The organism is Paracoccus sp. (in: a-proteobacteria) (genome assembly GCF_030538655.1).
GTDB lineage: Bacteria > Pseudomonadota > Alphaproteobacteria > Rhodobacterales > Rhodobacteraceae > Paracoccus.
On the sequence record NZ_JAUNTO010000002.1, the window covers coordinates 1 to 20,022 of the forward strand.

General features: G+C 63.6%; 18 protein-coding genes and 1 riboswitch. Of the genes, 8 read left to right on the forward strand and 10 right to left on the reverse strand.

Features of this window, described 5'->3' with window-relative positions; genetic code table 11:
* Positions 1–134: 134 nt before the first annotated feature.
* The 3 genes from Q4G22_RS01715 to Q4G22_RS01725 are packed head-to-tail and all read right to left on the reverse strand — an operon-like array spanning position 135 to position 3,326.
* The gene (locus Q4G22_RS01715; RefSeq protein WP_303384170.1) at positions 135–830 is read right to left on the reverse strand and encodes an ATP-binding cassette domain-containing protein; all 696 of its coding nucleotides are present in this window, start codon (positions 828–830) and stop codon (positions 135–137) included.
* A complete protein-coding gene (locus tag Q4G22_RS01720; RefSeq protein ID WP_303384171.1) occupies positions 823–2,373 on the reverse strand; it encodes a thiamine/thiamine pyrophosphate ABC transporter permease ThiP in 1,551 nt (516 codons plus the stop codon). Before Q4G22_RS01720 ends, Q4G22_RS01715 begins: the two co-directional genes overlap by 8 nt.
* Positions 2,349–3,326, reverse strand: a complete 978-nt coding sequence (locus Q4G22_RS01725; RefSeq protein ID WP_303384172.1) for a thiamine ABC transporter substrate binding subunit — start codon at positions 3,324–3,326, stop codon at positions 2,349–2,351. Before Q4G22_RS01725 ends, Q4G22_RS01720 begins: the two co-directional genes overlap by 25 nt.
* Positions 3,327–3,358: 32 nt before the next feature.
* A riboswitch (TPP riboswitch) is annotated at positions 3,359–3,455 on the reverse strand.
* A 46-nt stretch (positions 3,456–3,501) separates the two neighbouring features.
* Here Q4G22_RS01725 and mutS point away from each other — a divergent pair.
* The 8 genes from mutS to phoB all read left to right on the forward strand — a co-directional run bounded on the left by mutS (position 3,502) and on the right by phoB (position 13,343).
* Positions 3,502–6,144, forward strand: a complete 2,643-nt coding sequence (gene mutS, locus Q4G22_RS01730; RefSeq protein ID WP_303384173.1) for a DNA mismatch repair protein MutS — start codon at positions 3,502–3,504, stop codon at positions 6,142–6,144.
* Entirely contained in the window at positions 6,141–7,241 is a 1,101-nt protein-coding gene (gene aroC / locus Q4G22_RS01735; protein WP_303384174.1) for a chorismate synthase, read from the forward strand. Before mutS ends, aroC begins: the two co-directional genes overlap by 4 nt.
* A gap of 148 nt (positions 7,242–7,389) precedes the next feature.
* Positions 7,390–8,415 (forward strand): substrate-binding domain-containing protein, encoded by a 1,026-nt coding sequence (locus Q4G22_RS01740; RefSeq protein ID WP_303384175.1) that lies wholly within the window; start codon positions 7,390–7,392, stop codon positions 8,413–8,415.
* A 91-nt stretch (positions 8,416–8,506) separates the two neighbouring features.
* On the forward strand, positions 8,507–9,712 hold the full coding sequence (pstC, locus tag Q4G22_RS01745) for a phosphate ABC transporter permease subunit PstC (protein WP_303384176.1): 1,206 nt from the start codon (positions 8,507–8,509) through the stop codon (positions 9,710–9,712).
* Positions 9,709–11,070 (forward strand): phosphate ABC transporter permease PstA, encoded by a 1,362-nt coding sequence (gene pstA / locus Q4G22_RS01750; RefSeq protein ID WP_303384177.1) that lies wholly within the window; start codon positions 9,709–9,711, stop codon positions 11,068–11,070. The genes pstC and pstA overlap by 4 nt, the downstream gene beginning before the upstream one ends.
* Positions 11,071–11,092: 22 nt before the next feature.
* Positions 11,093–11,890 carry a phosphate ABC transporter ATP-binding protein PstB gene (pstB, locus tag Q4G22_RS01755; protein ID WP_303384178.1) on the forward strand — a complete coding sequence of 266 codons (798 nt, stop codon included), beginning with the start codon at positions 11,093–11,095 and terminating at the stop codon, positions 11,888–11,890.
* A gap of 18 nt (positions 11,891–11,908) precedes the next feature.
* Positions 11,909–12,646, forward strand: coding sequence for a phosphate signaling complex protein PhoU (phoU, locus tag Q4G22_RS01760; protein WP_303384179.1), 738 nt, complete (start codon positions 11,909–11,911; stop codon positions 12,644–12,646).
* Between the two features lie 4 nt (positions 12,647–12,650).
* A complete protein-coding gene (gene phoB / locus Q4G22_RS01765) occupies positions 12,651–13,343 on the forward strand; it encodes a phosphate regulon transcriptional regulator PhoB (protein ID WP_303384180.1) in 693 nt (230 codons plus the stop codon).
* Between the two features lie 50 nt (positions 13,344–13,393).
* Here phoB and Q4G22_RS01770 read toward each other — a convergent pair whose 3' ends face one another.
* The 7 genes from Q4G22_RS01770 to dnaJ form a co-directional block, all read right to left on the reverse strand.
* Positions 13,394–14,044, reverse strand: coding sequence for a fumarylacetoacetate hydrolase family protein (locus tag Q4G22_RS01770; protein ID WP_303384390.1), 651 nt, complete (start codon positions 14,042–14,044; stop codon positions 13,394–13,396).
* A 5-nt stretch (positions 14,045–14,049) separates the two neighbouring features.
* Positions 14,050–14,919 carry a ribokinase gene (locus tag Q4G22_RS01775; protein WP_303384181.1) on the reverse strand — a complete coding sequence of 290 codons (870 nt, stop codon included), beginning with the start codon at positions 14,917–14,919 and terminating at the stop codon, positions 14,050–14,052.
* Between the two features lie 94 nt (positions 14,920–15,013).
* A complete protein-coding gene (locus Q4G22_RS01780; protein WP_303384182.1) occupies positions 15,014–15,832 on the reverse strand; it encodes a cytochrome c1 in 819 nt (272 codons plus the stop codon).
* A gap of 12 nt (positions 15,833–15,844) precedes the next feature.
* Positions 15,845–17,167 carry a cytochrome b gene (gene petB / locus Q4G22_RS01785; RefSeq protein WP_303384183.1) on the reverse strand — a complete coding sequence of 441 codons (1,323 nt, stop codon included), beginning with the start codon at positions 17,165–17,167 and terminating at the stop codon, positions 15,845–15,847.
* A gap of 11 nt (positions 17,168–17,178) precedes the next feature.
* Positions 17,179–17,739, reverse strand: a complete 561-nt coding sequence (gene petA, locus Q4G22_RS01790) for a ubiquinol-cytochrome c reductase iron-sulfur subunit (protein ID WP_303384184.1) — start codon at positions 17,737–17,739, stop codon at positions 17,179–17,181.
* A gap of 235 nt (positions 17,740–17,974) precedes the next feature.
* Positions 17,975–18,754, reverse strand: a complete 780-nt coding sequence (radC, locus tag Q4G22_RS01795) for a DNA repair protein RadC (protein WP_303384185.1) — start codon at positions 18,752–18,754, stop codon at positions 17,975–17,977.
* 51 nt (positions 18,755–18,805) lie between these two features.
* On the reverse strand, positions 18,806–19,966 hold the full coding sequence (dnaJ, locus tag Q4G22_RS01800; protein WP_303384186.1) for a molecular chaperone DnaJ: 1,161 nt from the start codon (positions 19,964–19,966) through the stop codon (positions 18,806–18,808).
* Between the last annotated feature and the right edge of the window lie 56 nt (positions 19,967–20,022).

Below are 20,022 nucleotides of genomic sequence, written 5' to 3' on the forward strand. Positions count from 1 at the left end.
TCGATCTCGCATGCGCTATGGCATGGATCACTTAAATGAAGACGCCGCCTAGCCGCCAGATCTGACAAAACCGTGAATATGATGTGTTGATATGATGACAGATCAGAGGGTTGGCCCCGTGTGGGTGCTGCCCGTTATCCGCCCAGATAATCGCGCAGGCCGGGCGGCGGGTTATCCAGCAGCGGCGCGGTGGACATGGGCGGATGCGCGCGCCTGTCCTGCACCAGCAGCGTTTCCGGGGCAAAGGTGCGGGCATCGGCGGGGTCATGGGTGACCATCAGCACGGTGGCGCCGGTGTCGGTCGCGATTTCGGCCAGCAGCGCCAGCATTTCGGCCTTTAGCGCCGGGCCAAGTGCACCAAAGGGTTCGTCCAGCAACAGGATGGGCCGCGCCCGCAGCAGGACGCGGGCCAAGGCGACCCGGCTTTGCTGGCCGCCCGACAGTTGTGCCGGGCGGCGCGTTTCCATCCCTGACAGACCGACGCGGGCAAGGGCTGCGGCGACGGCGGCCTTTTGGTCGCGGTTCAGCCTCAGGTCGGGACGCAGGCCAAGGCCGGTGTTCTGCGCGACGGTCAGGTGTGGGAACAGGTTCTGGTCCTGAAACAGGATCGAAACCGGGCGCTGCCCCGGCGGCACCGGGGCCAGATCGCGCCCGTTCCAGCGGATCGCGCCCTGATCCGGGTGCAGGAACCCGGCGATCAGCGACAGCAGCGTGGATTTGCCCGACCCCGATGGCCCGATCACCGCCACGCGTGCGCCGGAGGAGATGCTGAAATCGGCGCTCAGCCGGAAATCGCCCAGTGTTAGCCGGACCCCCTGAAACTCAAGCATTCAGCCGCCCCCCTTGGTCAAAGGCCCAGAACAGCGCAAAGCTGATGCCCATAAGCAGCACCGCACAGGCCGCCGCATCGGTCAGCCGATAGGTGGACATCAACTGATATAACATCAGCGGCAGCGTGGCGCGCCCGGCATCGGCAAAAAGCGCGATGACCCCCAGATCACCCATTGCCAGCGCCGCCGCCAGCCCGCCCGAAAAGCCCAAAGGCCGGGCCAGACGCGGCAGCACCAACAGCCGCAGCCGCGCAATCCCGCGCAGGTTCAGCGATTCCGCCAGCCGCCCGTAATCGGCCTGCAAGGCCCGCGCCGCCGGGATCAGCGCGCGCAGGGCAAAGGGCAGCGCCATGATCGCGTTGATCGCTACCGTGACGGGCAGGGCGATCTGCCCCGGCGTCACATAGGGCCGCAGGATCAGGAACAGCCCCGTTCCCAGCACCAGGGGCGAGGCGACGATGGGCAGCATCCCCGCGCCCTCGACCCAGCGGCCTCCGCGACGGACGGCGGCCAGCGCGATCATCAGCGTCAGCGCCAGCGTGGCAAAGGCGGAAATCAGCGCCATCGTGACAGACCGCCCCGCCGCCGCCCAGACCTGATCCGGCAGGGCCGGGATACGCGGCAGGCCGGTTGTGATCACGCTGGCCATCGGCAGGATCAGAAAGCCCGCCGCAACTGTGATCACAAGCGCATCCGCCCCGCGCCGCCAACCGCCCGACCCGCTCATTTGTGCGCGCCCGTCCATCCCCGCGCCAAAGGCCGCCGGCATGGCGACAAAGGCAGCCAGCACCATCGCCCCGATGGACAGCACCACCTGCACCAGCCCCAAGGCAGCAGCGCGGCCAAGGTCGAAATCGAACCGGAACGCCTGATAGATGGCCAGTTCTACCGTGGTCGCCCTCGGCCCGCCGCCAAGCGCCAGCGCCACCGCGAACGAGGTCAGGCAGACAAGAAAAACCGCCAGCCAGACGCCGGGCAGCACTTCGCGCAGCATCGGGCGTTCCAGATGGCGGGCGATGTCGCGCGGGGTAAAGCCAAGGCTTTGCGCAAGGCGGAACCGCTCGGACGGGATCGCCTGCCAGCCGTGCAGCACCAGCCGCACCGACAGCGGCAGGTTAAAGAACACATGCGCCAGAATGACCCCCTGCCAGCCATAGATGCTGACGGTTGGCAGCCCGGCCCACGTCAGCGCCGCATTCGCCATGCCATTGCGCCCGAACACCGCGACCAGCCCCATGATCGCCACGATCACCGGCAGGATGAACGGCGCCCCCAGCAGCGTGACCAGCCCCGCGCGCCCCGGAAAATCGCGCCGCGCCAAAGCCTTGGCGACCGGCACTGCCAGCACTGCGGACAGCGTGGCCGACAGCGCCGCCTGCCACAGCGTGAACCGCACCGCCGCCCAGTCCCACGGGCCAAGCCGCGTCAGCCCGCCCGCCTGCCACGCAACAGCGGCCAGCGTGCCAAGGATCAGCGCGGTCAACCCGGCGGCGGCAATCGTGCCGGGCCAGCCCGGCCTTAGCGCGACAGCGCCGTCAGCCATTCGTTCAGCGTGGGTTGACGCAGCGCCTCGGCCTCGGTTTCGCTATAGAACAGCGTTTTTTCGGGCCGGGGCAGATCGCGCATCACCTGCGGCCATTCGTCCTGCGGCAGTTTCACCGGCAGCGACCAGTTGGCCAGCGGGATCACGCGCTGAAATTCGGGCGTCAGGATCCAGTCCATGAATTGCTGCGCCAGTTCCGGCTGATCGGTGCCAGCCACCTTGGCGGCCAGTTCGGCCATGAAATAATGCCCCTCGGGGAAGATGGCGGCGTGTTTCGTCGTGTCGTTTTCAGCCGCGATGTGATAGGCGGGCGAGGTGGTGTAGGACAGCACCATATCCGCCTCACCCTCGGAAAACATGCCGTAAGATTCCGACCAGTCGCGGGTCACGGTCAGGATTTTCGGGGCCAGCTTGCGCCAGGCGTCTTCGGCCTCGTCCCCGTAAACCGCCTTGACCCACAGCAGCAGCGCAAGGCCCGAAATCGAGGCGCGCGGGTCCTGGATCACGATCTTCAGATCATCGGGCGCGTCCAGCAATTCGGCAAAGCTGGCGGGCGGGTTGTCCAGCCGGGTTTCGTCATAGATGAACGCCGTCTCGCCCCAGTTATAGGGCAGGAAAATCTCGTCCGTCCATTCGATCGGCAGGTTCAGCGCGCTGGTATCCTGTCCGTGGGGGGCAAAAATCCCCGCTTCGCGCGCGCGGGCGGTGGTGTCGGTGTTCAGGCCGAACACGATGTCGGCCTGCGTGCGCGCACCCTCCATCAGAATGCGGGGCAGGATGTCGCCTGCGACGAATTGCAGATCGCATTCACAGAATTTCTCGAATTCTTCTTCGATCTTTGGCCCCGGCCCCCATTCCGAGGTGATGTAATCGCCTGCATAGACGGTCAGCACGGGGCGGTCTTGCGCCATTGCGGGGCTGGCCAGCACGGCGATCAAGGCAGCATATTTCATCGCTTGTCCTCCTGTCGTTAGGGTTCCGAAAGAAAGGGCAGCGAAACCTTCCCTCCGCCGGGGTGAGCCGGATCAGGTTCAACGGGTTCGCGGTTGCGTCTCAGCCATGTGGCACCCCGAGGTGAAATTGAATGTAGGGATTTCCCCGTGCGGCACAAGCGGATAGAACGCCGCCATGACCGATCAACCAACCCCCATGATGGCGCAATATCTGGCGATCCGGGATGCCAACCCCGGCGCGCTGCTGTTCTATCGTATGGGCGATTTCTACGAGATGTTCTTTGACGATGCCGTGGCGGCGGCGGCGGCGCTGGATATTGCGCTGACAAGCCGCGGCACGCATCAGGGCGCGCCGATCCCGATGTGCGGTGTGCCGGTTCATGCCGCCGAAGGATACCTGCTAACGCTGATCCGCAAGGGTTTTCGCGTCGCCATTGCTGAGCAACTGGAAGACCCGGCCGAGGCGAAAAAGCGCGGCTCGAAATCGGTCGTCGCCCGCGATGTGGTGCGGCTGGTCACGCCCGGCACCCTGACCGAAGAATCGCTGCTCGAGGCGCGGCGGCACAATTATCTGGCCGCCTTTGCGCAGGTGCGCGATGAATCGGCGCTGGCCTGGGTCGATATTTCTACCGGCGCGTTCCGGGTGATGGACTGCCCGCCCGCGCGGCTGGCCCCCGAACTGGCCCGTCTGGCCCCGCGTGAGGTGCTGGCGGCGGATCGTTCGGGTCTGGATGATCTGGCGGCGGATGCGGGGGCGGCTTTGACCGAACGCCCGGCGGGGGCGTTTGACAGCGGCGCGGGCGCGCGGCGGCTATGCGCGCTGTTCGGCGTTGAAACGCTGGATGGGTTCGGCAGCTTTGGCCGGGCGGAACTGGCCGCGATGGGCGCGATTGCCGATTATCTGGACCTGACGCAGCGCGGGCGCCTGCCCTTGATCCGCCCGCCCGTGCGCGAGGTGGCGGGCGGTTTGATGCAGATCGACGCGGCGACCCGGCGCAATCTGGAACTGACACAGGCTTTGTCCGGTGGGCGCGATGGCAGCTTGCTGGCGGCGATTGATCGCACGGTGACGGCGGCAGGCGCGCGGCTGCTGGAACGGCGGATCAGCGCGCCGTCGTGTGATCTGGCCGAGATTTCGGCGCGGCATGATGCGGTTGCGGCCTTGGCTGATGACGCGCGGCTCGCGGCGGATTTGCGCGCTGATCTGGCCCGCGTGCCGGACATCGACCGCGCGCTGTCGCGGCTGGCGCTGGACCGGGGCGGGCCGCGCGATCTGGCGGCGATCCGGGCCGGGCTGGCTCAGGCGGCGGCGATTGCGGCGCGGCTGCCGGGCGATGCGCCTCGGGTGCTGGCGGATGCGGCGCGCGATCTGCGCGGCCACGATGATCTGACCGCGCTATTGGACGATGCGCTGGTGGCCGAGCCGCCCTTGCTGGCGCGCGATGGCGGGTTTGTGGCGCAGGGCTATGACGGCGATCTGGACGAGACGCGCCGCCTGCGCGACGAAGGCCGGGGCGTCATCGCCGGGATGCAGGCGGATTATGCCGCCAAGGCCGGGGTCAGCAGTCTGAAGATCAAACATAACAACGTCTTGGGTTACTTTATCGAAACGACGGCCACCCATGCGGAAAAGATGCTGGCCCCGCCGCTGAATGAAATCTTTATCCACCGCCAGACCACCGCCAACCAGATCCGCTTTACCACGGTCGAGCTGTCCGAATTGGAAACCCGCATCCTGAACGCCCGCGACCGCGCCTTGCAGATCGAACAGGGCATCTTTGCGCTGCTTCGCGGGGCGGTGCTGGAACTGGCCGGGCCGATTGGCGCGGCGGCGCGGGCCTTGGCGGACATCGACCTGACCGCCGCCTTTGCCGATCTGGCCACGGGCGAGGGCTGGACCCGCCCCCGCGTCGATGACAGCCGCGCCTTTAAGGTGCAGGGCGGGCGGCATCCGGTCGTGGAACGTGCTCTGCGCCGCAAGGGCGAGGCGTTTGTGGCCAATGACTGCGACCTGACAGCGGGGACGACGCCTGCGATCTGGCTGCTGACCGGGCCGAATATGGCCGGGAAATCGACCTTTCTGCGGCAGAACGCGCTGATCGCGGTGCTGGCGCAGGCGGGGGCGTTTGTGCCTGCGCGCACGGCGCACATCGGGCTGGTCAGCCAGCTGTTCAGCCGCGTGGGGGCCGCCGATGATCTGGCGCGGGGGCGGTCCACCTTTATGGTCGAAATGGTCGAAACCGCTGCCATTCTGAATCAAGCCGACGACCGCGCCCTTGTTATCCTTGACGAAATCGGGCGCGGCACGGCGACCTGGGATGGCCTTTCCATCGCTTGGGCGGTGATGGAGCATCTGCACGGCGTCAACCGCTGCCGCGCGCTGTTCGCCACCCATTACCACGAGATGACGGCCCTGACGGCGCGGCTGGAGGGGGTGGAAAACGCCACCGTTACCGTGCGCGAATGGGACGGCGAGGTGATCTTTCTGCACGAGGTCCGCCGGGGTGCCGCCGACCGCAGCTATGGTGTGCAGGTGGCGCGGCTGGCCGGTCTGCCCGCCGCCGTTGTCGCCCGCGCGCGCGAGGTGCTGGACGCGCTGGAATCGGGCGAGCGAGAGGGGGCGGCCCGCCCCGCCGCGCTGATCGACGATCTGCCGCTGTTCCGCGCCGCGCCGCCTGCCGCGCTACCCGCACCCGCGCCCGCCAAGGCGTCGCCCTTGGATGCACGGATGAAAGACATTCACCCGGACAGCCTGACCCCGCGCGAGGCGCTGGACCTGATTTATGACCTGAAAGCCATGACCGAGGACACGCCATGAGCTATAATACCTTTGGCCGCGAATTTCGCGTGACGACATGGGGCGAAAGCCACGGTCCGGCGCTTGGCGCAACCGTCGATGGCACCCCCCCCGGCATTCCGCTGGACGAGGCGTTCATCCAGCAATTCCTGGACCGCCGCCGCCCCGGCACCAGCAAGCATACGACTCAGCGGCGTGAAGCCGACGCGGTGCGCATCCTGTCGGGCACCTTTGAAGGCCGCAGCACCGGCACGCCGATCCAGCTGATGATCGAGAACACCGACCAGCGCAGCAAGGATTACGGCGAAATCGCGCAGGCGTTTCGGCCCGGCCATGCCGACATCACCTATCATCAGAAATACGGGCTGCGTGATTATCGCGGCGGCGGGCGCTCATCCGCGCGGGAAACGGCGGCGCGGGTGGCGGCGGGGGGCGTCGCGCAGGCGGTGCTGGCGCAGCTGCTGCCCGATCTGCGCATCACCGGCTATATGGTGCAGATGGGGGTGAAACATCTGGACCGCGCGCGTTTCAACGCTGCGGACATCAATGAAAACCCGTTTTTCCTGCCCGATAGTGTCGCCGCGGCCGAATGGGGCGATTATCTGGATGCGATCCGCCGCGATCAGAACAGCGTCGGCGCCGTGATCGAGGTCTTGATCGAGGGCTGCCCCCCCGGCCTTGGTGCGCCGGTCTATGCCAAGCTGGACACCGATCTGGCTGCGGCTATGATGTCGATCAACGCCGTAAAAGGCGTCGAAATCGGCGAGGGCATGGCCGCCGCCACCCTGACCGGTGTCGATAACGCCGATGAAATTCGCATGGGGCCGAACGGGCCGGAATATCTGTCGAATCACGCGGGCGGAATCCTAGGTGGCATTTCCACCGGGCAGGACATCACGGTGCGATTCTCGGTCAAACCGACCAGTTCCATCACCACGCCGCGCCGGTCGATCACCCAAAAGGGCCAGGAAATCGACCTTATCACCAAGGGCCGTCACGATCCTTGTGTCGGGATTCGTGCCGTTCCCGTGGCCGAGGCGATGGCGGCCTGCGTGATTCTGGATCACCTACTGATGGACCGCGCCCAGACCGGCGGTGTGCGCGGCCACATCGGCTGATTTTCTGCAAAGACCCAAAAGGCGCGGAATATGTCGCGCCTTCCTGCGTTGTCACAAAAGCGTCACGCCTTTTTTGCATAAGCGTCACGCGCCCCCGATAGACGGGCGGCAGGCCGCGAAGGCCCTGTTAACGACTCAGGAGAGGTCAATGAAATCCGTGAAATTCACCGCCTCGGCAATCGCGCTGCTTGCTGCTTCGGCGACCGTGGCGACCGCACGCGATCAGGTTCAGGTTGCTGGCTCGTCCACCGTGCTGCCCTATGCGACCATCGTTGCTGAACTGTTTGGCGAAAACACCGACTTTGCCACGCCGGTTATCGAATCAGGTGGTTCGTCCACGGGTCTGCGCCGCTTCTGCGAAGGCGTGGGTGAAAACACCACCGACATCGCCAACAGCTCGCGCCCGATCCGTGACAGCGAAAAGCAGACCTGCCATGACAACGGCGTGACCGACATCATGGAAGTGCGCATCGGTTACGACGGTATCGTGTTTGCGAACCTGGCCTCGGGCAATGCCTTCCAGTTCACCCCGACTGAATGGTTCAACGCGATGGCGGCCCGCCGCGTGGTTGACGGCCAGATCGTGGACAACACCACCACCAACTGGAACGAGATCAACCCGGAACTGCCCAGTCAGGAAATCATGGCTTTTGTGCCCGGCACGCGTCACGGCACCCGTGAAGTGTTCGAAGAAAAAGTCATCATGGTCGGCTGCGAGGAATCCGGCGCGAAAGCCGTGTTCGAAGCCGAACTGAGCGAAGAAGACGCCAAAGAAGCCTGCCACGTTCTGCGCGCCGATGGCCGCGCCGTGGACATCGACGGCGATTACACCGAGACGCTGGCCCGCATCAACAGCTCGCCCAACGGGATCGGGGTATTCGGTCTGTCGTTCTATGAAAACAACACCGACACCCTGCAAGTGGCGACCATGGGCGGCGTCACCCCCTCGACCGAAACCATCGCTTCGGGCGAATACCCGGTGTCGCGTCCGCTGTTCATCTATGTGAAAAAAGCGCACATCGGCGAAATCGCCGGCCTGAAAGAGTTCGTCGAATTCTTTGTGTCGGATGACGTTGCCGGTCCGAATGGCCCGCTGGCGGAATATGGTCTGGTTTCCGACCCGGAACTGGCCGCAACCCAGCAGGCTGTCGCCGACGAAGCGACCATGAACTGATAACGACGGGGTGGTGCGGGCACAGCCCCGCGCCACCTGTTTCTTTTTGCAATTTTCCGCATCAATCCGCCCCTTTGCGAGGATTTGACCGATGCCAATGTCCTGGGCTTTGCTGGCCAGTCTGCTGCTGGCGATCGCCGGTTACGTCGTCGCGCGCAGCCGCGCGCTTGCCTCTGTCGGCCACGACATCCGCCAGTTGCACAGCCGCCCCACCTATCACGGCATGAATGCCGCGCTGAACGCCTTTCTGCCGCCGATCATCATCATGGCGCTTGCCTCGCTGCTGCGTATGGCCGGGGTGCTGACTGCCGGAGCCATGCCGATTGTCGCGGTGATCGCACTGGCCGCGGGGATCGCCGGGCTGGGCTGGGGCCTGACCCGTGTCAACGCCGCCTTTCGCGCCCGCAACACGGTTGAAAAAATCATCCTTGGCATTCTGATCTTTTGTTCGTCGATCGCCATCGCCACCACCATTGGTATCGTGCTGTCGCTGATCTTTGAAACCGGACGGTTCTTCCAGTTGCATTCATGGCAGGATTTCCTGTTCGGCACGCAATTCGCTCCACGCCCCGAAGGCATTTCCCGCCTGGGGATGCTGCCGCTGCTGTGGGGGACGCTGTATATCTCGCTTATCGCGCTGCTGTTTTCGGTGCCCATCGGGCTGTTGGCCGCGATCTATCTGTCGGAATACGCCAGCCCCCGGATGCGCAGTATCGCCAAGCCGGTGGTCGAAGTTCTGGCCGGTATCCCGACCATCGTTTACGGCTTGTTCGCGCTGGTGACGGTTGGCCCGATGCTGCGCGATTACTTTGCCGCGCCACTGGGGCTGGGTAATTCGGCATCTTCGGTGATGACCGCCGGTCTGGTCATGGGCATCATGCTGATCCCCTTTGTCAGCTCGCTGTCCGATGACATCATCAACGCCGTGCCGCAAAGCCTGCGCGACGGTGCGCTTGGCCTTGGCTCGACGCCTTCGGAAACGGTGAAGCAGGTGGTGCTGCCCGCCGCCCTGCCGGGCATCGTCGGTGCCGTTCTGCTGGCGGCCAGCCGCGCCATCGGTGAAACGATGATCGTGGTGCTGGGGGCTGGTGCCGCCGCCACCATGAGCCTGAACCCGTTCGAGGCGATGACGACGATCACTGTGAAAATCGTGGGTCAGTTGACCGGCGATAACGACTTTTCCTCGCCCGAGATGCTGGTGGCCTTTGCCCTTGGCCTGACCCTGTTCATCATCACGCTGGGGCTGAACATTGTCGCGCTGTATATCGTGCGCAAATATCGCGAGCAGTACGAATGACCGATATGCCCGTTGAAAACAACCGCTCCGCACAGCCCCGCGGCACCAGTTCGCTGTTGGCCAAGGATGTGCGCACCCGCCGCCGCAATGCCGCCGAAAGCCGGTTCCGCAGCTATGGTCTGGCCGCCATCGGTATCGCCGTGCTGGCGCTGATTATTCTGGTCTCGACCATCCTGCGCGACGGTTCGTCCGCCTTTCGGCAGACCTATCTGGACCTGCCGGTTTACCTGAACCCCGAGGTCGTGGACCCGCAGGGCAACCGTGATCCGGCCGAAATGTCGCGCGTGCTGACGCTGGCCTACAGCCGGGTTCTGGACGCCTCGCTGGATGCCGCAGTGGCCGGGATGAACCTGAATATCGAAGGTCTGACCGAACGCGACATTCAGGGGATCATCTCGCGCGAGGCGGCGGCGCAACTGCGTTCCAGGGTGCTGAACGACCCGGAACTGGTGGGCCAGACCGTCGATGTGAACGTGCTGGTGAATGGCCGCGTGGACGGTTATTTCAAGGGCCGCGTGACCATGGCCAGTGCCGAACGCGACAGCAACACCTCGCCCGCGCAGCTGATGCTGGCTGACGAGCTAAAGCGTCAGGGCCTGCTGGTCACGCGCTTTAACCGCGAATTCATCACCAATCCCGACGCATCCGACCAGCGCCCCGAAGCGGCGGGTCTGGGCGTGGCCATTCTTGGTTCGCTCTACATGATGCTGGTGGTGCTGTTTTTGTCGGTTCCCATCGGGGTTGCCGCCAGCATCTATCTGGAAGAATTCGCCCCCAAGAACCGTTGGACCGACGTGATCGAGGTGAACATCGCCAATCTGGCCGCCGTGCCGTCCATCGTTTACGGTATCCTTGGTCTGGCCGCCTTCATCAGCTTTGCCGGCCTGCCGCAATCGGCGCCCATCGTTGGCGGTCTGGTGCTGACGCTGATGACCCTGCCCACGATCATTATCGCTACCCGCGCGTCGCTGAAATCGGTGCCGCCGTCGATCCGTGATGCCGCTCTTGGGATCGGTGCCAGCCGGATGCAGACGGTGTTTCACCATGTTCTGCCGCTGGCCATGCCCGGTATCCTGACCGGCACCATCATCGGTCTGGCGCAGGCCCTGGGTGAAACCGCGCCGCTGCTGCTGATCGGGATGGTTGCCTTTGTGCGGACCTACCCTGACGCACCCTGGGCGGGCGGTCTGATGGACCCGGCCTCGGCCCTGCCGGTGCAGGTCTATAACTGGACCCAGCGGTCTGACCCGGCCTTTATCGAGCGCGCCTCGGGGGCCATTATCATCCTTCTTATCTTCCTGCTGTGCATGAACGTGCTGGCCATCTATCTGCGCCGCAAGTTCGAGCGTCGCTGGTAAGCGCGGCGCAAGGAGTATTATCATGTATGACGCCAATCGCGCGGAGACCAACGTGACCAACGACGACATCAAGATCGCTGCCCGCAAAGTGCAGGTCTATTATGGCGATAAACATGCCATCAAGGACGTGGACGTTGATATTCTGGACAAGACCGTGACGGCCTTTATCGGCCCGTCTGGTTGCGGCAAGTCCACCTTTTTGCGCTGTATCAACCGCATGAACGATACGATCGACATCTGCCGGGTCGAAGGCTCGATCACGCTGGATGGCGAAGACATCTATGACAAGCGCGTCGATCCGGTGCAATTGCGCGCCAAGGTAGGGATGGTGTTTCAGAAACCCAACCCCTTCCCCAAATCGATCTATGACAACGTGGCCTATGGCCCGCGCATTCACGGTCTGGCCCGTGGCAAGGCCGAACTGGATGAAATCGTCGAAAAGGCGCTGCGCGGCGCCGCGCTGTGGGAAGAGGTCAAGGACCGCCTGAACGAAACCGGCACCGGCCTGTCGGGCGGTCAGCAACAGCGCCTGTGCATCGCCCGCGCCGTCGCCACCGCACCCGAAGTCCTGCTGATGGACGAACCCTGTTCGGCGCTGGACCCCATCGCCACCAGCCAGGTCGAGGAACTGATCGACCAGCTTCGGCAAAAGTTTTCGGTGGTGATCGTGACCCACTCGATGCAGCAGGCCGCGCGTGTCAGTCAGAAAACCGCGTTTTTCCACCTGGGCAACCTTGTGGAATACGGCAACACTGACGAGATCTTTACCAATCCGCGCGACCCGCGCACCGAGAGCTATATCTCGGGCCGGATCGGCTAAGTCAAAGGGCAGATGAATATGAATCGTGACAAACACATCTCCAGCGCCTTTGACCGGGATTTGGAAACCGCGCAGGCTCTGGTCGTCAAGATGGGTGGTCTGGTCGAACAGGCCATTATCGACGCTGCCGCCGCACTGGAAACCCGCGACGCCGAACTGGCCGAGGAAGTGCGCCTGCGCGACCGCACCATCGACGCGCTGGACCAGCAGATCAACGAAGAAGCGGCGCGTCTGATCGCCTTGCGCGCGCCGACCGCCACCGATCTGCGTCTGGTGCTGTCGGTCATCAAAATCGCGGCCTCGCTGGAACGGGTCGGGGATTACGCCAAGAATATCGCCAAGCGCAGCAATGTGTTGCTGGCGATGAGCCAGGTCAACGGCTCGGCTGCGGCGTTGCGCCGGATGGCCGGCACGGTCGAGGCGATGCTGAAAGATGCGCTGGACAGCTATATCCGCCGCGATGTCCAGCTGGCCGCCGATGTGCGGTCGCGCGACATCGAGGTGGACCAGATGTATAACGCGCTGTTCCGTGAATTCCTGACCTATATGATGGAAGACCCGCGCAATATAACCGCCTGTATGCATCTGCATTTCATCGCCAAGAATATCGAGCGCATGGGCGACCACGCCACCTCGATTGCAGAACAGGTGATTTATCTGGTCACGGGCGACATGCCCGATGAAAGCCGCCCCAAAAGTGACAGCGTGACCAAGGCCGGTGTGGCCGAGGCCCTGAACCAGCAACCGCAGGAATAAGCAGATGAGCGCGCGTCAGGTCTCGAAAGTGTTGGTGGTCGAAGACGAAAGTGCGCAGCGCGAGGTTTTGCAATACAATCTTGAGGCCGAGGGTTTCGGCGTCGTCATGGCCGAAAACGGTGATGAGGCGCTGTTGCTGGTGGCCGAAGAACAGCCCGACCTGGTGGTTCTGGATTGGATGCTGCCGAACGTTTCCGGGATCGAGGTGTGCCGTCGGCTCAAGGCTGATCCGATGACCCGCCCGATCCCGATCATCATGCTGTCCGCCCGTGGTGATGAAGGCGACCGTGTGCGGGGGCTGGAAACCGGGGCTGATGATTACATGGTCAAGCCCTATTCCGTGGTCGAACTGATGGCACGGTTGCGCACGCAGCTGCGCCGCACCCGTCCCGCCAGCATGGGCGAGCGGCTGTCTTTTAACGACATCGTTCTGGATGCCGCCGAACACCGCGTCTTTCGCGGCGGCCAACCGCTGCATCTTGGTCCCACCGAATTCCGGTTACTGTCTACGCTGATGGAAAAGCCGGGCCGGGTCTGGACGCGCGAACAACTGCTGGATCGCGTCTGGGGGCGCGATATTTACGTGGATACCCGCACCATTGACGTGCATGTCGGGCGTCTGCGCAAGGCGCTGATGGCCAATGGCGGCGACAATCCGGTGCGCACGGTGCGCGGCACCGGCTATGCTTTGGGCTGATCTATCGGTCTGGTTGCGCGGTTGCCGGGGTATTCGGGCAGGCAAGATAGCTAGGTGATATGGGCGGTCAGCGCGGGCAGGCCGTCCACTTCAGCCCGGATCGTGTCGCCGCGCTGCAAGGGGCCGACGCCGGCGGGCGTGCCGGTCATCACCAGATCGCCGGGCTGAAGGTGATACAGCGTGGACAGATAGGCGATCAGCGCCGCTTCGGGAAAGATCATATCGGTCAGTTTGCCATTTTGCCGTTCCGTGCCGTTAACCGACAGACGGATGCCCGGTCCGGGCGTGGCGGATGACAGCGGTGCCATGACCGCACTGGCGTCGAAATCCTTGGCGGCGTCCCAGGGGCGGCGCTTGTCCTTGGCTTCGGCCTGAAGGTCGCGGCGCGTCAGGTCCAGCCCGACGGCGCGGGCGATAATGGCGGCGGCGGCCTGTTGTTCGGTGGCGTTCGACAGCGGCACGCCGATGGCCAGCACCAGTTCGACTTCGTGGTGCAGATCGGCGGTGCCTGGCGGATAGGGGATCGCGCCGGGACGGGCCAGCGCATGGGCGGATTTGGTAAAGAAAAACGGCTTTTCGCAGTCGGCTGTCGTGCCCATTTCTGCGGCGTGATCGGCATAGTTGCGCCCGATGCAGAAAATGCGGCGCACTGGAAAGCTGGCACCCTCCAGCGGCAGGGTGGGGCAGGGCAGGCTGAACATGGCGGTCACGGCTGATCCTTTAGAAAGCGGTCCACTTGGGCGGTGTCGGGCATGGCGTCGCTGGCACCGGGGCGTGTGACCTGAATGGCGGCAGCGGCCGATGCGCGACGCAGGGCGGCGGCGATGTCGTGCCCGGCGTCCAGCCCGGCGGCGAACCAGCCCGCAAAGCAATCGCCCGCGCCCGTGGTATCGACCGGACGAACCGGAAAGGCCGGGCAATGCGTAATAGTGCCGCTGCGCAGATTGCGGTAATCCGCACCATCGGCCCCGCGTGTCACCAGCATCCCCTCGACCGGCAGATCCTGACCCAAGGCGGCAAAAACGGCCTTGGCTTCGCCCGCATTCATGGCCAGAATTGTGGTCAGGCCCAGCATCTTGCGCACGGCATCCACATCGAACGGCGCGGCGGAATAGATCACGCGCAGCCCCTTGTCGCGGGCAATAGCGGCGGTTTCTGCCTGAAGATTGGTCTCGTTCTGGATCAACAGCGTGTCGCCAGCGCGCATCGCATCGACCACAGCCTGAGGCAGAGACAGCGCGCGGTTGGCACCGGGGTGGATGATAATGGCGTTTTCGCCCGCTGCATCCAGTTGGATGATCGCATGGCCGGTGGCGTGATCGGGCAGGCGAGCAATATGTGTGGTGTCGATTCCGGCCCCCTGCAACTGATGGATCACCCAATCATCGCCAGTGCCTGTCGCACCGATATGGCGCACGGCCGCGCCTGCCCGTGCCGCCGCGACCGACTGGTTTGCGCCTTTACCGCCCAGCCCCTGCGCAAAGCTGTGTGCGGCGATGGTTTCGCCGGGCTGAACCAGATGGTCCAGCCGATACACATGGTCGATGTTGATCGAGCCGAGATTCCAGATCGTCATAGCGCCCCCTTGGCGGCATCAGACGCCGGGCAGGCGTGATTGTCCAGAAACGAAAACGCGCCCCGAAGGGCGCGCTCGTAACATGATGTCAGGATCAGCTCTGATTTTCGGGCAGATGCTTGTGCTTGTAGGGCGCCCACAGCCGCTTGTTCGTCAGATACAGCAGCGCGGTCAGCAGGATCAGGAACAGAACCGAGATAAAGCCAACCTGCTTGCGCTCCATCATCTTGGGTTCCGCCGTCCAGGTCAGGAAAGCGGCCACATCACGGGCCATCTGATCGACGGTCGCGGGAGTGCCATCCTCGTAGGTGACCTGATCGGGGTTCAGCGGGGGTGGCATACCGATCAACCCGCCGGGAAAGGCCGTGTTGTGATAGAAGATGCTACCGGCCTGTTCGGTGTCTTCGCCGGTGTAATCCACCAGAATGGCGTGGATATATTCCGGCCCGCCGATGCCCCGGAACAGCTGGTTCAGGCCAGTGCCATAAGGGCCGTGGAACCCGGCGCGTGCCTTGGCCATCAACGACAGGTCAGGCCCCATGCCGTCGGTGTGCGGGATGGTCGGGAAGTGGTCGGTCAGAATGCGCGGACGCTCTTCGCCGGTTTCCTCGTCCATGATCGGTGCCAGATTGGCGGCATAAGCGCGCACCTGATCTTCGGGCAGGCCCGGCCCGTTGGGGTCGGACAGCGTGCGGATCGGCACATACTGAAGCCCGTGGCAGGCCGAGCAGACCTCGGTATAGACCTGAAGCCCACGCTGAAGCTGGTGCTGGTCATATTTGCCGAACGGACCTTCAAAGCTGAATGTGATGTCCTGAACGTGACCTTCGGCCCCCGCCGCATGGGACACAACCGGCATCGACAGCAGCGACAGCGCCGCAACAGCCGAGAGCGTAAGTTTTCTCAGTGTCATTGCAGCCTCTCCTTATTCGGCCGGGTGGGCTTTGGGACCATAATGGTCGTTGAAATCTTCCTCGATCGTGGCCGGCATCGGTTCCGGTTTTTCGATCACGCCAAGGATCGGCAAAATCACGAGGAAATAGGCGAACCAGTAAGCCGCGCCGACCAGCGAGATATAGGGGTAGATTCCCTCGGCAGGCATGGCACCGGCCCAGGTCAGGATGATGAAGTTCGCGGCGAACAGCCAGAACCACCACTTGAACTGCGGACGATAACGGCCCGAACGGACGCGGCTGGTATCCAGCCACGGCACCAGCGCCATGACCAGAATGGCCCCGAACATCGCGATCACACCAAAAAACTTGGCGTCGATGATGCCAAAGGTCAAAAAGCTGACCAGTTGCACCAGCCAGACATCGGCGGTGAAGGCACGCAGGATCGCATAGAAGGGCAGGAAATACCATTCAGGCACGATATGCGCAGGCGTCGCCAGCGGGTTCGCCTCGATATAGTTGTCGGGGTGGCCCAGATAGTTCGGCATAAAGCCGACGATGGCAAAGAACACCACCAGAATCAGCGCCAGTGCGAACAGGTCTTTGATGACGAAATAGGGCCAGAAGGGCAGGGTGTCCCGCTCGGCCTCTTCTTTCGAAGTGCGGCGCACTTCGATGCCGGTCGGGTTGTTGTTGCCGGTGTGGTGGAAGGCCCAGATGTGGACGATCACCAGCGCCGCGATCACGAAGGGCAGCAGATAGTGCAGCGAGAAGAAGCGGTTCAGCGTCGCGTTATCCACCGCCGGGCCACCCAGCAGCCAGGTCTGGATATCGGGACCGATGCCGGGGATGGCGCCGAACAGGCCGGTAATCACGGTCGCACCCCAGAAGGACATCTGCCCCCAGGGCAGCACATAGCCCATGAATGCGGTGCCCATCATGCACAGATAGATCAGCATGCCCACGATCCAGGTCACTTCGCGCGGGGCCTTGTAGGAACCGTAATACAGGCCGCGGAAGATGTGGATATAGACCGCCACAAAGAACAGCGAGGCACCGTTGGCGTGCAGGTAACGCAGCATATAGCCGCCGTTCACGTTCCGCATGATATGTTCGACGCTGGCAAAGGCCAGATCGACATGCGGGGTATAGTGCATGGCCAGCACGATGCCGGTCGCGATTTGCAGGACAAGGCAGAACGCCAGAACGATACCCCAGATCCACCACCAGTTGAGGTTTTTCGGGGTGGGGATCATCAGCGTGTCATAGACCAGCCCAACGATGGGCAGGCGGCGGTGCAGCCACCGCTCGATGCCCGTCTTGGGCTCATAATGGTCGTGCGGAATTCCCGACATTGGTGTCCCCCTCAGCCCAATTGGATCGTTGTGTCGTTGATGAATTCGGCCACCGGAACGTGCATGTTCTCGGGGGCCGGGCCACGGCGGATGCGGCCAGACGTGTCATAGTGGCTGCCGTGGCAGGGGCAGAACCAGCCGCCGAAATCACCGGCGCCATCACCGATCGGAACGCAACCCAGATGGGTGCAGACGCCGATCTGCACCAGCCATTCGCCCGCCTCGTCCAGAGAACGGTTCACGTCGTCGGAATTGGTGCCGGGTTTGTTGGCGTTCTGCGAGGTCGGGTCGATCATCGGATCGCTGTCGGCGGCGCGGGCCGCGTCGATTTCCTCTTGCGTGCGGCGACGGATGAACACCGGTTTGCCCAGCCATTTCACGGTCAGTTGCGTGCCTTCGGCCACGCCGCTGATATCGACCTGGATCGAGGACAGGGCCTGCACATCGGCCGAGGGGTTCATTTGGTTAATCAGCGTCCAGCCGGCGGCACCGGCGGCCACCGCACCAGCGCCCGCGGTGGCATAGTAGAGGAAATCCCTCCGGGTGCCTGCGTGATCTTCTGCGTGGGACACGGCTTTTTCTCCAATTCAGGCCGCGTTTGCAGGGCGGCCGATACGACAATCCGGGCCGCCAGATCGCAGCCTTCGCCCGGCGTTTCTAGCGATCAATTCCCCGTCAGTCCAGCGGGTTCGCGCCCGCGCGTATGGGCAAAAGGCCGCATGTGGCGCAAATGACCCGGCCCCGTGACAGCGGCAAAATGCGTCCGTGTCGGGACAGCCGAACGGCCCGGACGCACAATGAACTCACCTACAGATAGCCTGATGATCTGAGGCTCACCTCCTGCGATTTGCCGATAATCAGGTGATCGTGCAGCGTGATTCCCAAGGGTGCGCAGGCATCCTGAACCTGAAGCGTCATCGTAATATCGGATTGCGAGGGGGTCGGGTCGCCGGATGGATGATTATGCACCAAAATTAATGCTGAAGCATTCAGCTCAAGCGCGCGGCGGACGATCTCGCGCGGATAGACAGGAACGTGATCGACGGTGCCGCGGCCTTGTTCCTCGTCTTCGATCAGGACGTTTTTGCGATCCAGATACAGCACGCGAAACTGTTCGGTTTCACGATGCGACATGGCGGTGTGGCAATAATCCAGCAAGGCGTCCCAGCCTGACAGAACCGGACGGTTCATCACACGGGCGCGGGACAGGCGCTGTGCTGCGGCCTCGACGATTTTCAGTTCGGTCACAACGGCAGGGCCAACGCCGGATAGTGCAGTCAGCCGTGCGGGCGGGGCAGACAGAACGCGGTTGAAATCGCCGAAATGTTCGATCAGTCGCCGCGCCAGAGGTTTGACATCCTGACGCGGAATGGCGCGAAACAGCACCAGTTCCAGCATTTCGTAATCGGGCATGGCAGCCGCTCCGCCCGCCATGAAACGTTCGCGCAACCGGGCGCGGTGATCGGCCAGATAGGACGGCGCTGCCCGCGCCGCGCCCGGCTGAACCGGGATCATCGCCTCATCCGTGGCGGGCGCGAACAGAGGCATCGGTGCCTCGGCAAAGTGGTTGGGACGATTCGCTTCCATACCGACAGGGTGGCATGGAAGCGATGAATAAAGCGTTAAGACCCGGCGACCCTAGCTGCGCATTCCGTCCCAGAAGCCTTTCACCTTGTCGAAAAAGCTGGCGGATTGCGGACTGTTATCGGCCTTGATCGATTCGAATTCGCGCAGCAATTCGCGCTGGCGATGGGTCAGGTTGACCGGCGTCTCCACGGTGAGTTCGATCAGCAGATCGCCTGCCTCGCCGTTCATGCCGGCTCCATGACGCAGCGGGGGCATCCCCTTGCCGCGCAGGCGCATCTGCCGGCCCGACTGGCTACCCGGCGGAACCTTGACGCGCGACCGCCCACCGTCGATGGTGGGCACCTCGACTTCGCCGCCCAAGGCAGCCGTGACCATGCTGACCGGCACCTGACAGGCCAAAGCCTTGCCGTCGCGCATGAAAATCTCGTGCTCGCGCACGTCGATAAAGATATACAGGTCGCCCGGATGGCCGCCGCGCATTCCGGCCTCGCCCTCGCCGGCCAGACGGATGCGAGTGCCGGTTTCAACCCCGGCGGGGATGTTGACCGACAAGGTGCGTTCGCGTTCGGTGTGGCCTGCGCCGCCACAGGCCTTGCACGGGTTCTTGACGATCTGACCCTGCCCGCCACAGGTGGGGCAGGTGCGTTCGACAGTGAAAAAGCCCTGCTGCGCCCGCACCTTGCCCATGCCTGCACAGGTCGGGCAGGTGGCCGGTTGGGTTGCACCCTCGGCCCCGGTGCCGTTGCAATCGTCACAGGCGGCCGAGCCGGGGACAGTGATGGTTTTCTGAATGCCGGTATAGGCTTCTTCCAGGGAAACCCGCAGGTTATAGCGCAGATCCTGCCCGCGCTGTGCCCGGTTGCGACCGCCGCCGCCACCGGCCCGACGACCCATCATATCGCCGAACAGATCCTCGAACACATCGGCAAATGCCGTGCCAAAATCGCCCGGATGGCCGCCGCGCGCGCCGCTGAAGCCGTTGCCACCTTCAAACGCGGCATGGCCAAAGCGGTCATAAGCCGCCTTGCGCTGATCGTCTTTCAGGCAATCATAAGCCTCGTTCACCTCTTTGAAGGCGGATTCGGCGTGTTTGTCATCCTTGTTGCGATCAGGATGCAGTTCTTTTGCCTTCTGGCGGTAGGCGCGCTTGATTTCATCGCCCGACGACCCGCGCGTTACCCCCAGAACTTCGTAATAACAGCGTTTTGCCATGTCGTTCCCACCGGCCCTTTACGCAGTGGGCCGGCCCGCAGGGTCGCGGACCGGCC

Bases quoted from the DNA above. Each gene is read 5' to 3' on its own strand.
- Q4G22_RS01740 (WP_303384175.1), top strand. From the start codon at position 7,390: ATGAAATCCGTGAAATTCACCGCCTCGGCAATCGCGCTGCTTGCTGCT.
- dnaJ (WP_303384186.1), bottom strand. From the start codon at position 19,966: ATGGCAAAACGCTGTTATTACGAAGTTCTGGGGGTAACGCGCGGGTCG.
- phoB (WP_303384180.1), top strand. From the start codon at position 12,651: ATGAGCGCGCGTCAGGTCTCGAAAGTGTTGGTGGTCGAAGACGAAAGT.
- Q4G22_RS01715 (WP_303384170.1), bottom strand. From the start codon at position 830: ATGCTTGAGTTTCAGGGGGTCCGGCTAACACTGGGCGATTTCCGGCTG.
- Q4G22_RS01775 (WP_303384181.1), bottom strand. From the start codon at position 14,919: ATGACGATCTGGAATCTCGGCTCGATCAACATCGACCATGTGTATCGG.
- Q4G22_RS01720 (WP_303384171.1), bottom strand. From the start codon at position 2,373: ATGGCTGACGGCGCTGTCGCGCTAAGGCCGGGCTGGCCCGGCACGATT.
- aroC (WP_303384174.1), top strand. From the start codon at position 6,141: ATGAGCTATAATACCTTTGGCCGCGAATTTCGCGTGACGACATGGGGC.
- pstA (WP_303384177.1), top strand. From the start codon at position 9,709: ATGACCGATATGCCCGTTGAAAACAACCGCTCCGCACAGCCCCGCGGC.
- petB (WP_303384183.1), bottom strand. From the start codon at position 17,167: ATGTCGGGAATTCCGCACGACCATTATGAGCCCAAGACGGGCATCGAG.
- pstB (WP_303384178.1), top strand. From the start codon at position 11,093: ATGTATGACGCCAATCGCGCGGAGACCAACGTGACCAACGACGACATC.
- phoU (WP_303384179.1), top strand. From the start codon at position 11,909: ATGAATCGTGACAAACACATCTCCAGCGCCTTTGACCGGGATTTGGAA.
- mutS (WP_303384173.1), top strand. From the start codon at position 3,502: ATGACCGATCAACCAACCCCCATGATGGCGCAATATCTGGCGATCCGG.
- Q4G22_RS01725 (WP_303384172.1), bottom strand. From the start codon at position 3,326: ATGAAATATGCTGCCTTGATCGCCGTGCTGGCCAGCCCCGCAATGGCG.
- Q4G22_RS01770 (WP_303384390.1), bottom strand. From the start codon at position 14,044: ATGTTCAGCCTGCCCTGCCCCACCCTGCCGCTGGAGGGTGCCAGCTTT.
- radC (WP_303384185.1), bottom strand. From the start codon at position 18,754: ATGGAAGCGAATCGTCCCAACCACTTTGCCGAGGCACCGATGCCTCTG.
- pstC (WP_303384176.1), top strand. From the start codon at position 8,507: ATGCCAATGTCCTGGGCTTTGCTGGCCAGTCTGCTGCTGGCGATCGCC.
- Q4G22_RS01780 (WP_303384182.1), bottom strand. From the start codon at position 15,832: ATGACACTGAGAAAACTTACGCTCTCGGCTGTTGCGGCGCTGTCGCTG.